At 59.1% G+C, this 13055-nt stretch carries 11 protein-coding genes; 4 read left to right on the top strand and 7 right to left on the bottom strand.

All coding sequences use genetic code 11. The annotated features are described in order from the left end of the window. Positions 1 to 11 precede the first annotated feature (11 nt). Both ACP8IT_RS00055 and gyrA read right to left on the bottom strand, forming a co-directional pair. Complete coding sequence (locus tag ACP8IT_RS00055; RefSeq protein ID WP_005280482.1) at positions 12 to 350, bottom strand: DUF3566 domain-containing protein; 339 nt, start codon at positions 348 to 350, stop codon at positions 12 to 14. 3 nt (positions 351 to 353) lie between these two features. Further along, a complete protein-coding gene (gene gyrA / locus ACP8IT_RS00050) occupies positions 354 to 2909 on the bottom strand; it encodes a DNA gyrase subunit A (RefSeq protein ID WP_005280481.1) in 2556 nt (851 codons plus the stop codon). Positions 2910 to 2987: 78 nt separating this feature from the next. Here gyrA and ACP8IT_RS00045 point away from each other — a divergent pair, with 78 nt between their 5' ends. From ACP8IT_RS00045 to ACP8IT_RS00030, 4 genes are read left to right on the top strand one after another with little or no spacing between them, the layout of a single operon-like run. Continuing rightward, positions 2988 to 3209, top strand: coding sequence for a hypothetical protein (locus tag ACP8IT_RS00045; RefSeq protein ID WP_005280480.1), 222 nt, complete (start codon positions 2988 to 2990; stop codon positions 3207 to 3209). Then, positions 3206 to 3463, top strand: a complete 258-nt coding sequence (locus tag ACP8IT_RS00040; RefSeq protein WP_284612848.1) for a cell filamentation protein Fic — start codon at positions 3206 to 3208, stop codon at positions 3461 to 3463. The genes ACP8IT_RS00045 and ACP8IT_RS00040 overlap by 4 nt, the downstream gene beginning before the upstream one ends. 11 nt (positions 3464 to 3474) lie before the next feature. Then, positions 3475 to 3912 carry a DUF6918 family protein gene (locus ACP8IT_RS00035; RefSeq protein ID WP_284612846.1) on the top strand — a complete coding sequence of 146 codons (438 nt, stop codon included), beginning with the start codon at positions 3475 to 3477 and terminating at the stop codon, positions 3910 to 3912. Positions 3913 to 3972: 60 nt separating this feature from the next. After that, on the top strand, positions 3973 to 5472 hold the full coding sequence (locus ACP8IT_RS00030; RefSeq protein WP_490290144.1) for an MFS transporter: 1500 nt from the start codon (positions 3973 to 3975) through the stop codon (positions 5470 to 5472). A gap of 89 nt (positions 5473 to 5561) precedes the next feature. Here ACP8IT_RS00030 and gyrB read toward each other — a convergent pair whose 3' ends face one another. The 5 genes from gyrB to dnaA all read right to left on the bottom strand — a co-directional run bounded on the left by gyrB (position 5562) and on the right by dnaA (position 13055). Next, complete coding sequence (gene gyrB, locus ACP8IT_RS00025; protein ID WP_284639862.1) at positions 5562 to 7631, bottom strand: DNA topoisomerase (ATP-hydrolyzing) subunit B; 2070 nt, start codon at positions 7629 to 7631, stop codon at positions 5562 to 5564. A gap of 168 nt (positions 7632 to 7799) precedes the next feature. Then, a complete protein-coding gene (locus tag ACP8IT_RS00020) occupies positions 7800 to 8369 on the bottom strand; it encodes a DciA family protein (protein ID WP_490290143.1) in 570 nt (189 codons plus the stop codon). Beyond that, the gene (gene recF, locus ACP8IT_RS00015) at positions 8366 to 9556 is read right to left on the bottom strand and encodes a DNA replication/repair protein RecF (RefSeq protein WP_237801229.1); all 1191 of its coding nucleotides are present in this window, start codon (positions 9554 to 9556) and stop codon (positions 8366 to 8368) included. The genes ACP8IT_RS00020 and recF overlap by 4 nt, the downstream gene beginning before the upstream one ends. Then, on the bottom strand, positions 9556 to 10737 hold the full coding sequence (gene dnaN / locus ACP8IT_RS00010; RefSeq protein WP_237792234.1) for a DNA polymerase III subunit beta: 1182 nt from the start codon (positions 10735 to 10737) through the stop codon (positions 9556 to 9558). Before dnaN ends, recF begins: the two co-directional genes overlap by 1 nt. 617 nt (positions 10738 to 11354) lie before the next feature. Beyond that, positions 11355 to 13055, bottom strand: coding sequence for a chromosomal replication initiator protein DnaA (gene dnaA / locus ACP8IT_RS00005; protein WP_284636831.1), 1701 nt, complete (start codon positions 13053 to 13055; stop codon positions 11355 to 11357).

Genomic DNA, 13055 nt, shown 5'->3' with positions numbered 1-13055 from the left:
CTCACAGTGGTCTAGATGTCATCCAAGCTGACCTTTAGCCCGCCGAAGACATCCACGATGGCGTTATAGATGACGGCCATCAGCGGTGCGAGCAAGGTGAACAGGACGGCGAAAATAACGCCAATCAGCGCGCTGGCTGCGATCACCACGCCAAAGGTGACCTCAAAGCCGCCGCCGACGCCACCAACGAGGCTATTGACTGACTCCCATATGCCCACCTGGTGCAAACCGATGTACAACAGGCACACGGCCAGCAACCACGCGATGAGTCCGACGAGTGACAGGGCCAGACCAACGCGAAACGCCGAGGTGGGCGAAATGTGGTGGATGGTTACGTCTCGTCGTTCCATGTCCTACTCCTCATCCTTGGAGGCATCGCTTACCTTGTGGTGCTCTTGCTGGACCTCATCGACGGTCTTTTCGCCCTTGGCCACAGCCTGCGCGTCTTCCTCACCATCTTCTTCGACATTGCGGTCGATGGCAAGCAATTCGACATCATCGGCAAGGTCAACCAAGCGCACGCCCATCGTGGCGCGCGAGGAAGGACGAATCTGGTTTACTTCGGTGCGAATGACCCCACCGGCGGAGGTAATGGCGAAGATTTCATCGTCTTTGTCAATGGAAATGGCGCCAATGAGCTTGCCGCGCTTCGGGGTGTACTTGAAGGTCATCACGCCCAAGCCACCGCGGCCCTGCGGGGTGTATTCCTCAATGGCGGTGCGCTTACCGTAGCCACCGGAGGTAGCAACGAGCAGGAACTCGCCATCGTGAACGACGGACATCGCCAGCAGCTGGTCATCGCCGCGGAAGCGCATGCCCTTCACACCGGCAGTAGCACGTCCCATGGGGCGTAGCTGGTCGTCATCGGCAGTAAAGCGGATTGCCTGGCCCTGCTCAGAGGTCAGCAGGATGTCATCGCCCTCAGAAACGAGCTGGGCACCGATGAGCGCATCGCCCTCATTGAGGTTGATGGCGATAAGCCCTGCGGAACGAGCGGACTCGTAATCGGTCAGGCGCGACTTCTTCACGCGGCCCTGCTGGGTGGCCAGAACCAGGTATGGCGCATCCTCGTAGGACTGGATCTGAATGACCTGGGCGATCTTTTCCTCCGGCTGGAATTCCAGCAGGTTGGCCACGTGCTGGCCGCGGGCAGCGCGGCCGCTCTCCGGTAGCTCGTAGGCCTTCAAGCGGTAGACGCGGCCAAAGTTGGTAAAGAACAGGATCCAGTCGTGCGTGGAGCAGACGAAGAAGTTCTTCACAATGTCATCTTGCTTGAGCTCCGCACCGCGCACGCCCTTGCCGCCACGCTTTTGTGACTTATAGGTATCGACCTTGGTGCGCTTGGCATAACCGGTGGCGGTAATGGTAACCACGACGTTTTCGCGGGCAATGAGGTCTTCATCGGTGACCTCGCCGGAGGCAGGCAGGATCTCGGTGCGGCGCTCGTCGCCGTACTTTTCGACGATCGCCTCCAGCTCATCGTGGACGATCTGGCGCTGGCGCTCCTCGTGGGCGAGGATGTGCTTGAGGTCTGCGATCTCTTCTTCGATTTCTGCCAATTCATCGACGATCTTTTGGCGCTCCAGGGCGGCCAGGCGGCGCAGCTGCATCGCCAGGATGGCATCGGCCTGGATATCGTCGACATCGAGAAGCTCCTTCAAGCCCTCGCGCGCCTCATCAACGGTGGGCGAACGGCGGATCAGGGCGATGACCTCATCCAACATATCCAGCGCCTTGACCAAGCCGCGCAAGATGTGCGCGCGCTTTTCGGCTTCATCCAGGCGGTACTGGGTGCGGCGAACGATGACCTCAATCTGGTGCGCAACATAATTGCTCAGCATCTGATCCAGGCGCAGGGTGCGCGGCACGCCATCGACGATGGAAAGCATATTAGCGCCGAAGGAGGTCTGCAGCTGGGAGTGCTTGTACAGGTTATTGAGCACCACGCGGGCGACAGCATCGCGCTTCAGCGTCACAACAATGCGCATGCCCACGCGGTCAGAGGACTCATCTTCGATCTTGGAAATACCGGCGATCTTGCCGTTGGCTACGGACTCCGCGATATTGGAGATGAGGTTATCGGGGTTGACCTGGAACGGCAGCTCCGTGATGACGATGGTCTGCCGGGAACCGGATTCCTCGATGGAGGTCACACCGCGCATGCGGATGGAACCGCGGCCGGTGGTATATGCATCCTTGATGCCCTGATCGCCCACGATGAGGCCGGCGGTGGGGAAATCCGGGCCCTTCACGCGTTCCATGCAGGCCGCGAGCGCGGCATCCTCGTCCGCGTCTGGGTTCTCCAGCAACCAATAGATGGCCGAAGCCAACTCATTGAGGTTATGCGGCGGGATATTGGTGGCCATGCCCACGGCAATTCCGCCGGAACCATTCATCAAAAGGTTAGGCACGCGGGACGGCAGGACGTCCGGCTCGCTGGTCTTGCCATCGTAGTTGGGCGAGAAATCCACGGTATTTTCGCGGATATCGCGAACCATTTCCATGGCCAACGGGGTGAGCTTGCACTCGGTATAACGCATTGCGGCGGGGCCGTCGTTACCGCGGGAACCGAAGTTACCCTGGCCATCGACAAGCGGATAGCGCATATTCCAAGACTGCGCCAAGCGCACCAACGTGTCATAGATGGCCGAGTCACCGTGTGGGTGGAATTGACCCATGGTGTCAGAAACGGGGCGAGCGGACTTCACGTAGCCGCGCTCGGGGCGGTAGCCCGAATCGAACATGGCGTAAAGAATGCGGCGGTGTACCGGCTTTAGGCCATCGCGCACCTCAGGCAGCGCGCGGCCCACAATGACGGACATGGCGTAGTCGATATAGCTCGACTCCATCTCCTCATTAATGTCAATGGGAAAAATCCGATCAAAAAGATCGTCGTTATTGTCACTCATAAGGCCAAATTCTACCTTCTCCGGGCTTTATCGGCCTTATTTGCCGCACCGGTGGTATCACTGTGGTATCACTGGGGCATGGCAATGACATTACGGCTTACCGCAGAACAAGATCACGCCCTTACCCTCTTGGCCTCCGCGCAAGGCACCTCCAAGCACGAGGCGGTGGTGCGTGCCATCGTGGCGGCGGCCTCGCGTACGCTTGCCGATGCCCACGTGCAAGCCACCGCCCGCGAACTCCTCCCCGGCCGCGCGGATCTAGAGGCCGAAATCCGCAGGGCACGAAAGACCCACGCATGAGCGCCGAACAGTTGTACCTGCTAGCCCAAGAGTTTTGTGCCCGCTTTAATCTCCGCATCATCAACCATTCCGCCTTGGTGGCCGCCGCCGCTGCCAGCACCGCGCGCCTAGAGGGCATAGCCATTCACGGCGATGAGCAGCAGGCAGCTCAAGCCATGGCGGAGGTTTTAGAAAAGGTGCCAGCGTTAAACGCTGGAAATCAGACCTTCGCACAGTACTGCGCCCGCGTCTATATGGCCACTAAATTCGCGTAAGGTATGGCACCATGGCTCACCTTTCTACCTTGATGCATGGATCCACCCGCACCGAGTTCATCGCCGAGTGCGGGGATCTCGTTGAAAAAGTCGCCGCCTCCCAATCCGGCATTTCCGGCATGGCCATTAAAGGCGGATTGGCCGCCGCCAAAAAGGCCGATGCCAATGTCGTCCCCAAGGCGCTGGAGCGGATCCTGCCGGATGTCCTCGATGCCCTGGATCCACGATGGCAGGACTTTGCGGAAAGCGGGAAGGATGATTTCGGCGCCTTCCTTGAACCGCGGCAAGAAGAGGTCAGCGATGAAATTATGAATATCGCAGATAAGCACGTAGAAAAGGTGAACTCCGCCGCACTGCGCAAACCCTATAATTCCCTGCGCGGCAAGGCCACCAAGATCTTAAGCCCGGAAGTTCCTGCATTCGGCCGCGTCGTGCAAAAGCACATGTAAATAAATAATTTCCACTGCTTTTCCTGCGGTTGAAGGTTATCTGGGCTGCGGAGTATAAGTGTGGAAGTGACTTATTCCCCGCATCATAAATCGTCGACATCAGAAGCAAACCGCACCGATTACCCCGCCGGCCAAGACCCCGCCCGCTGGCGGGTTCTTATTATTGTGCTGGTCACGGTGTTTATGTCACTGATTAGCGTGTCCATCGTGAACGTGGCGCTGCCGTCGATTCAGTCTGGGCTTGGTGCCACGGATTCGGATGTGCAATGGGTGCTGTCTGGTTATGCGCTTACCTTCGGCGTGGTCCTCGTCGCCGCAGGGCGCGCCGGCGATCTCGTGGGGCGCGGGGGCATCTTCCTGCTCGGCATCGCCGTCTACACCATCAGCGCCGCCGTGGCGGGTTTCGCGCCGAATGCGCATTCTCTGAATATCGCGCGTTTTGTGCAGGGTGTTGGCGCCGGATTGCTGAACCCTCAGGGAGTGGGAATGATTCAGCAATACTTCCGCGGGGAAGAGCGCGGCCGCGCCTTTGGATACTTTGGTGCCACCGTGGGAATCGCCGTGGCCATCGGCCCGGTCTTAGGCGGCTTCCTCATTAAGATCGGCGGCCCTGACCACGGGTGGCGGCTGACCATGTTGGTCAATGCCCCGATCGGCCTGCTGGCCATCATCCTGGGCCTCATGTGGTTCCCACGCCCGCTGTTTTCCCGCGTCCGCGATGCCGCGGGCAATAAGCTGGGCATCTTCAAGGCGCTGGCCACCCTGGATCCCATCGGCGCGCTCATCCTCGGTGCCGCGGTCTGGTGTATCCTCTTTCCCTTCATGGACTCCACGGGGTCCCCGGCCGTGTGGTGGCTGCTTCTGGCAGGTGCCGTGCTTATTGGCGTGTGGGTGCTGTGGGAGCGCCACCACAAGGCCACCGGCCACCCGCCGATGGTGGATCTCAATATCTTTGCCACCTCGAGCTTCCGCAATGGCACCATCATCGCCACGTTGTGGTTTATGGGCATTACCAGCATCTGGGTGCTCGTTGCGTTGTACTTCCAAAATGGCCTGGGCTACTCCGCCCTGGCAGCCGGCTCGGTGGGCATTCCATCCGCGCTTCTCAACTCCATTACCGCTACCATCGCGGGCCGCAAGATTTCGCGCTACGGACGCATGGTGGTCATCATCGGCATGCTGACCACGATCTTTGGCCTCATCGCCACGGTGGCATTCGTCTGGGGCACCACGCACTGGGGAATGAGCGAATGGTGGCTCATCCTCTCCTTGGCATTTATCGGGCTTGGCCAGGGTGCCGTGGTCTCGCCTAACCAAACCCTAACCTTGGCGCAGGTCCCAGATAACTACGCCGGTTCCTCCGGCGCGGTCCTGCAAACCGGCCAGCGCATCGGCACCGCCATTGGCCTAGCAGTCATTACCGCCATCGTCTTTGCCATGCTCCAAAGCACCTCCGGAGATTGGCCCGTTTCGATCATGACCGGTTTTGGCGTCATCATCGCCGTCTGCTTGGTGTCCTTGAGCTTTGGGTTTGCTGATCAGCGCTCTTCCCGCAGCTAACCTCACCCCATAGTTAGAGCCCACCGTGGAATTCACGGTGGGCTCTAGCTTTTCCCTAGCCACTGCACGCACAGGGCTAGGCCAGCGATTTAGATATCCAGGAAGCGGACATCCTTCGCGCGGCGGGTAATAAAGGAGCGGCGGGCGGCCACGTCATCACCCATGAGGATGGAAAACAGCTCATCGGCGCGCTGCGCGTCTTCCAAATCCACGCGGCGCAACAGGCGCGTGGAGGGATCCAGGGTGGTCTCCCAGAGCTCGGAGGCGTTCATCTCGCCCAAGCCCTTGTAGCGCTGGATGCCGTCATCCTTGTTGATCTTGCGGTTTTGCTCCAGGCCTTCTGCCAACAGCTTATCGCGCTCGTCATCAGAGAAGGCGTAGCCAGGCGTGCCCTTGGACCACTTCAGCTTGTAGAGCGGCGGGTTAGCCAAGTACACGTGGCCATCCTCAACCAACTGCGGCATAAAGCGGAAGAGCAGGGTCAACAGCAGCGTGGCGATGTGCTGGCCGTCCACGTCGGCATCGGCCATCAGCACGATCTTGTCGTACCGCAGCTTCTTGATATCGAATTCCTCGTGGATGCCTGTGCCCAGCGCGGTGATGATGGCCTGGACCTCGGCGTTCTTTAGGACCTTATCCATGCGGGCCTTTTCCACGTTCAGGATCTTGCCGCGCAGGGGCAAGATGGCCTGGAACATGGAGTCACGGCCGGCCTTCGCGGAACCGCCCGCAGAGTCACCCTCCACGATATAAAGCTCCGAACTCCGCGGATCCTTAGAGCGGCAATCCGCAAGCTTGCCGGGCAGTCCACCCAGATCAGTGGCGGACTTGCGGCGCACCATCTCGCGCGCCTTGCGCGCTGCCATGCGGGCATGCGCCGAGGAGACGGCCTTATTGATAATGGCCTTTGCCTCTGCCGGGTTGGCATCAAACCAGTCATTGACGTACTCGTTAACCGAGCGCTGCACAAAGCCCTTGATCTCGGAGTTGCCCAGCTTGGTCTTGGTCTGGCCCTCGAACTGCGGGTCGCCCACCTTGACCGAAATGACGGCGGCCAAGCCTTCGCGGCAGTCATCGCCAGAAAGGTTGCCGTCCTTGTCCTTGATGAGCTTGTGCTCCTTGGCATAGCGGTTCATCAAGGAGGTCAAAGCTGCGCGGAAGCCCTCTTCGTGCGTGCCGCCCTCGTGGGTATTGATGGTATTGGCAAAGGTGTGCACGGACTGCTTGTAGCCCTGGTTCCACTGCAAGGCCACCTCGACCTCGTGGTCCTCGGCCTTTGCCTCGAAGGACACGATGGTGGGGTGAATTGCGCTCTTGGACTTATTGAGGAATTTTACGTAGTCCGTCAGGCCCTCCGGGTAGTGGAAGGTGATCTTCTTGCGGCGCTTCTTATCGGCCTTGGTGACGTTCTTGGAGTCGGCTTCCTCGTTGAAGGTATCGCCGGCATCTGGCACATCATCAAAGGAGGTCTCATCCGCGCTCGCCTCACCGGATTCCGCATCAGCGATTTCCTCGAGCTCGATCTGCTCTTCGGTCACGCGTTCATCAATAAGCTCGATGGTCAGGCCCTTGTTCAGGAAGGCCATCTCCTGCAGGCGGCGCGCAATGGTGTCGTAGTCGAACTCGGTGGTTTCAAAGATCTCCGGGTCCGCCCAGAAGCGAATTTTGGTACCGGTGCCGCGGGCATTGCCGCCTTCCACAAGGTCATCCGGGATAGCATTCTGGAAGTTTTGGTACCAATGCTTACCCTCACGCTTGATCTCCGCCTCCACGCGGGTGGACAAGGCGTTGACCACGGAAATGCCGACGCCGTGCAAACCGCCGGAAACGGCATAGGAATCGGAGTCGAATTTACCGCCGGCGTGCAGCTGCGTCATGACCACCTGGACGGTCGGCGCACCGGACGCGTGCATCTCCACCGGGATACCGCGGCCATTATCGATGACCTCGACGCCGCCGTCTTCCAAAAGCTTGACGGTGACCTTGTCCGCGAAGCCTGCCATGGCCTCATCGACGGAGTTATCGACGATCTCCCAGATAAGGTGGTGCAAACCGCGCGATCCGGTAGAACCGATGTACATACCGGGGCGCTTGCGGACGGCCTCTAGACCTTCCAGGATCGTAATTGATCCAGCATCATATGCGTGTTCTTCAGCCACGGATTCGTGCTCTCCTTTTGGCTATAGCTAATTCTAAGACTTTCACTATTCTACACGCATACCCCCTACTGAATGACACCCCACACCGGCCAGAGGTAGCTATGTGGCGCGCTCTGTGGTTATTTATCTTTTAAAGGGCAGAGCTAACCTGCTCCTATCAGCCACTTATCAGCCGTAGGTATCTTGCGATCCCTGCGGTTTCACCCACTGCCGACCCTCGTAATTGCGCTGCTGCCGCGGGCCATGGATCCGCAGCTCAGCGATGACATCGGGGCCGAGCCGGTCCGCAATTTTGCGCAGGATTTCCCGCTGCAGGTAGCGCAATTCCGTGGCCCAGGTGGAGTTATCGCAGGAAATGTAGACGATCTTGTCCTTGATTTTTTGCGGCTGCGTATGGGCGGCAATGCGCTCGCCCACCAGGCTTTCCCAATTTCCCATCACCCAGCCGTGCGCTAATTCATGCTCCCAGCCGCGGTGGGAAATCTCCTTTTTAATCTGTGCGCCCAGGCTCGGCACATCAATCTTTCGCTGCGGCCTCCTGCCATCGGCGCCGGTAGGCCTGCCCACCTGGTAGCCGCGATAGTTCTGCTGTTGGGCATCCGCCAAGGAGGGCACCGGCATCTTCGGCACTGGGCGCGTAAGCTTTGGCGGATTCTTCGAGGTAGAGCGCACCAACCGGAAGTATTGGGTGACGGGATCCGTGCGCTGCGTGCCGGTGTCCCCTTCTTCCTCACTCATGCCTCTTCCTCGCTATCCTCTCCTGCGGTTGCTTCCGTGTGCAGGGTGGAAATGCGCCCCTGGTCCGTATCTTCCACTCCTACCCGGTAACGCACAATAGGCTCCAGGTTATCCGGTAAGTCCTCATCCACCGCAGCGGTAATTAGCACCTGTTCTGCCGTGGCGGCCAGGTGAACCAGCTGGGTGCGGCGCTTGGCATCGAGCTCGGCAAAGACATCATCCAAGATGAGGACCGGATCGGATCCCCCATCCTCGCGCAGGAGCTCAAACTCCGCCAGGCGCAGGGCGATGGCATAAGACCAGGTTTCGCCGTGGCTGGCAAAACCCTTGGCCGGCTGATCCCCCAGGTGGAGCACGAGATCATCGCGGTGCGGGCCCACCAAAGAGATCCCGCGCTCGATCTCGCGCTGCCGGGCATTAGCCAGCTCGGTCAGCATGACCGCCTCCAGCACCTCGCGGTCAGAGGTATCAATAGTGGATTTATACTCCACGTGCGCCGGGCGCGACTCCGGCGCGAGGCCGGCATAGGCGGCGGGAATGTGGTCCAAGAGGGCATCGACAAGCGCAAGGCGCGCCGCAATGACCTGTGCGCCTAAGCGTGCGAGCTGGGCATCCCACGTATCCAGCGTGGACAGCGCCGAGGCGCCGTCGCTATCGCCATAGCCGCGCCGCAAGCTTGCCGATGCCGACTTCAACAACGCATTGCGCTGCTTTAATACCTTGTCATAATCCGCCTTAACCCCAGCTAGGCGCGGGGTTCGCGAGGCGATGATGCTATCGAGATACGCGCGGCGCCCCGCGGGCTCACCGCGCACCAAGGCCAAATCCTCAGGAGAAAACAGTACCGTTTTCACCACGCCGAGTAACTCGCGCGGGCTGCGCAGCCTGGTGCGGTTAATCTGCGCCTGGTTGGCGGCATGGGGTTTTATCAGCAGGTGAGTGGTTAATTCGCGCCCCTGGTTGACGGCGGTAAGGGACACCCGCGCGCTCTGCGCGCCCTGGCGCACCAGCGGCGAATCATGGGAGACGCGGTGGGAAGACAGGTGGGCGGTATAGCCCACGGCTTCCACGATATTGGTCTTGCCAAAGCCATTGCGGCCCACAAACAGAGTAATCCCTGGGCCCAGCTCAAGCTTTAGTTCGGGCCATGAGCGAAAATCCCGAACATCGAGATCCCGTATAAACATTAACCTGGCAGGCGAACCGGCATTAAGAGGTAGGTGAAATTGGTCTGCGGCGTAGGGAAATTGCCATCCTCATCCGCTTCCGGCAGTTCCTCTGGCTCCGGGATCATGATGGCGGGGCGGGAAGGCTCCGTAAACCCGAAGACCACGCGATCGGTGTTGATGACCGCCAGGCCGTCCTTCAGATAGCCCGGGTTGAAGGCGATGAGGAATTCATCGCGGCCATGGAACGCGCACGGCAGCGTCTCGGTGGCATTACCAGCATCGGCGCCGGCGGACAGGGTGACCTGGCCATCGGCAAATTCCATGCGGATCTGCGCATTGCGGTCCGTCAGCAGGGAAACGCGGCGAATGGCCTCTTGCAGCGGCGCCACCTCAACCGAGGCAATATTCGTGTGCGACTTCGGTAGCAAGGGCTGGACGTTCGGGAAGTCCGCATCCAGCATGCGCGTCGTGGTTTCGCGGTTATCCGCGTGCAGGCCAAACAGGCCATCAGCACCGATATTATCGCCGGAGCCCACCGCAATCTCGATGGGGATATTCAAATGCGGATCCAGGCTGCGCCCGGTATCTTGCAGGGTCTTTGCCGGGACCAGGAGCTTTGCTTCTACATCCTCAGCGGCCGGCTCCCACTTCAGGGTGCGCATGGCCAAACGGAAGCGGTCCGTAGCCGTCATCTCAATATCCTTGCCGTGGATATCCATGTGCACGCCAGTAAGCATGGGCAAGGTGTCATCCTTGCCGGCTGCGGCCGCCACCTGCTGGATGGCCTCTGCGAAGAGCTGCGGTTGGATCGTGCCGGTGACCTCAGGCAGGACTGGCAATTGCGGGTAATCATCGAGCGGGATGAGCGGTAGCTCGAAGCGGGAGGACCCACAAGTAACCAAAGCCTTGGAATCTACCTGGGAGATCTCAACTTCCTTATTGGGCAAGGTAGCCACGATATCGGAAAGCAATTTACCGGCAACGGCGATCTGGCCGGGCTCATCCACCATGCCGGCGATGCGCACCTTGGTAGAAACCTCGTAATCAAAGCCGGTGAACTCTAAGCCGTTGTCATCAGCGGTGATGAGCATTGCGCGCAGTACCGGCTGAGTGACCTTGGAAGGCAGGCTGCGGGCAACCCACGCTACGGCGTTGGCAAGGTCATCTTTGGCAACGCGAAATGACACGGCTTCATCCATGGTGCGAAGAGCTCCTCTTTGGCGGGGTAGGAATGTGTAACTTTCAAAAGCTGGCTTCCAACTTACCGCATCCGGTGAACCTTGTAATTTTCCCTCCGCCCGTCCGAGCCAGCGCCGCGTGCTCGGGACCGGGCACAATTTCACACATCCCTTTCTACTTACAAGATCAGAGAAATAATTTAGTAGTAGTAATAAGCGCTGTGGGATCTGTGATCAACGGGGTAAATGACAAGTTCAGCGCGGCGATCCGGGGTGTGCCAATTCTTGTGATCTTGCTGTGATCAATTGGCCCGGAGTGTGGATAAATAAGCGGGTCATCGTTTTATCCACAGCCTGCACTAGTTTTCCACGGATCTGCACACAGTGCTGATCACAGGGGCGTCTGTGCTGGATAGGGCCTGTGGAATTTAAAACTGTGAGCAAAATCTACAAATTACATACATGAAATTACACAGGTGTGGATAACTCTGTGGATAGCTGTTCATACGGTCTTTACAGGGACATAACCGCAGGTAGGCGGCGGTGAAAGGTGGGGGCATCGGCAAGCGCGGCGCCTGCTTACAAAAATGGCGCCTTCCTGTTATTTAAGGAAGACGCCACCGAGTGGTTCGTTTGATCTAGGCGCGACCGCGATTCTTGATGCGCTGGGTCAGGGACTGAATCTCGTCGTAGGTATTGCGCTTTTCCGTCATCTCTTTGCGGATCTTGCGATCGGCGTAGATCACCGTGGTGTGGTCCTTGCCGCCGAATTGCTCGCCAATCTTGGGCAGCGATAGCTCGGTCAATTCGCGGCAGAGGTACATCGCCAGCTGGCGGGCATGAGCCACCGCGCGCTTCTTACCAGCACCGCGCAGGGTTTCTACATCAATATCGAAGTATTCCGCGGTGACCTCCATGATGGAGGCCGCGGTAATTTGCCTGTCAGCAGAATCCGGCGCGAGATCGCGCAACGCAATTTCTGCCATTTCCACGTTGATCGGCTCATTGACCAGGGAGGAGTAGGCGGAGACGCGAATGAGCGCGCCCTCGAGCTCGCGAATGGAAGACTCGAAGCGCGAGGCGATGAGCTCCAGGACGGAGCGATCCACCTCAGTGCCATCGGCGGCGGCCTTCTTCATCAAAATGGCAATGCGGGTTTCCAGATCAGGCGGTTGAATATCCGTAATCAACCCACCCTCAAAGCGGGTGCGCAGGCGATCTTCCAGCGTGGTGAGCTGTTTTGGCGGACGGTCCGAGGACAAAATGATCTGTTTATTGGCCTGGTGCAGCGCATTGAAAGTGTGGAAGAACTCCTCCTGCGTGGATTCCTTGCCCTCTAAGAACTGGATATCATCCACCATCAAAATATCGAGGTTGCGGTAGCGCCGCTTGAAGGATTCCTGGCGGTCATCGCGCAAGGAATTAATATAATCATTCGTAAATTCTTCCGAGGACACGTATTTCACGCGCAGCCCCGGGTGCAGCACCTGTGCGTAGTTGCCGGCGGCATGCAAAAGGTGCGTTTTGCCCAGTCCAGAACCACCCCAAATAAATAGCGGGTTATAGGCGCGGGCGGGATTTTCCGCCACCGCCACCGCCGCGCCATTGGCAAAACGATTCGAAGAACCGATGACGAAGCTTTCAAAAGTGTGCTTTGGGTTCAGCGAGGTTTCCCGGTTGGGATCGTGCGCTGGGGCCTCCCGGGGAATGCGCGCGGCATTCGCAGACCCGCCAAATTCTGGTTGCTGGCGGTTATAGTCCTGCTGGCTGGTGTAGTGCTCCGCCAATTCATCCAGGCTTGCCGGGGCATGGCTGGAGCGCCAATTAGGCGGGGTCTGACCTGCGGTGGAGTTGTTGTTTCCGCGGGCTGCTGCTGCATCCGTTTGCTGGGGGCGAGAGACGTAATTGTGCGCAGAGGAAGAATCGGTCTGCGCCGGTGGCATGTGCTGCGCCTGCGGGTTGGGTTGGGAGGAAGGGGTCTGCGTGCTTGCCGGTGCCCCTCCCGGTGCCGGCCCCGAATTCGACGGGTTAGCCGGCGGTTGTGGCTCTTGCGGGGTAGCCAGGGTAACGGCGAAAGAACACGGGCGACCAAGGTGGCGGGTAAGGGCCTTGGAGATGTATCCGCCGAGTTCATTTTCTACAACTTCTTTGGCGTTGACATTTTCCGCCGCGACCAGCGTGTAGCCTTCCACCATCATGATCGGGCGAACCAGCTGCAGGTAGAGGCGTTGCGTATGCGAAAAGCTCGGGACCTCAGAGTTGGGCTGTTCGGATTGCGCGAGCAGATCATCGACGATCGCGCGCCACACAGCTTCTAGGTTCGCTTGTGGTTCAGTCAC

Source organism: Corynebacterium sp. LaCa_23 (assembly GCF_058182375.1).
Note: the sequence above shows the minus strand (reverse complement) of the source record. Positions and strands in the feature narration are given on the sequence as shown.

Excerpts from the sequence above, each read along its gene's own strand:
- ACP8IT_RS00035 (WP_284612846.1), top strand. The coding sequence starts at position 3,475 with ATGGCTCACCTTTCTACCTTGATGCATGGATCCACCCGCACCGAGTTC.
- recF (WP_237801229.1), bottom strand. The coding sequence starts at position 9,556 with ATGTTTATACGGGATCTCGATGTTCGGGATTTTCGCTCATGGCCCGAA.
- gyrA (WP_005280481.1), bottom strand. The coding sequence starts at position 2,909 with ATGAGTGACAATAACGACGATCTTTTTGATCGGATTTTTCCCATTGAC.
- dnaN (WP_237792234.1), bottom strand. The coding sequence starts at position 10,737 with ATGGATGAAGCCGTGTCATTTCGCGTTGCCAAAGATGACCTTGCCAAC.
- ACP8IT_RS00040 (WP_284612848.1), top strand. The coding sequence starts at position 3,206 with ATGAGCGCCGAACAGTTGTACCTGCTAGCCCAAGAGTTTTGTGCCCGC.
- ACP8IT_RS00055 (WP_005280482.1), bottom strand. The coding sequence starts at position 350 with ATGGAACGACGAGACGTAACCATCCACCACATTTCGCCCACCTCGGCG.
- ACP8IT_RS00020 (WP_490290143.1), bottom strand. The coding sequence starts at position 8,369 with ATGAGTGAGGAAGAAGGGGACACCGGCACGCAGCGCACGGATCCCGTC.
- ACP8IT_RS00045 (WP_005280480.1), top strand. The coding sequence starts at position 2,988 with ATGGCAATGACATTACGGCTTACCGCAGAACAAGATCACGCCCTTACC.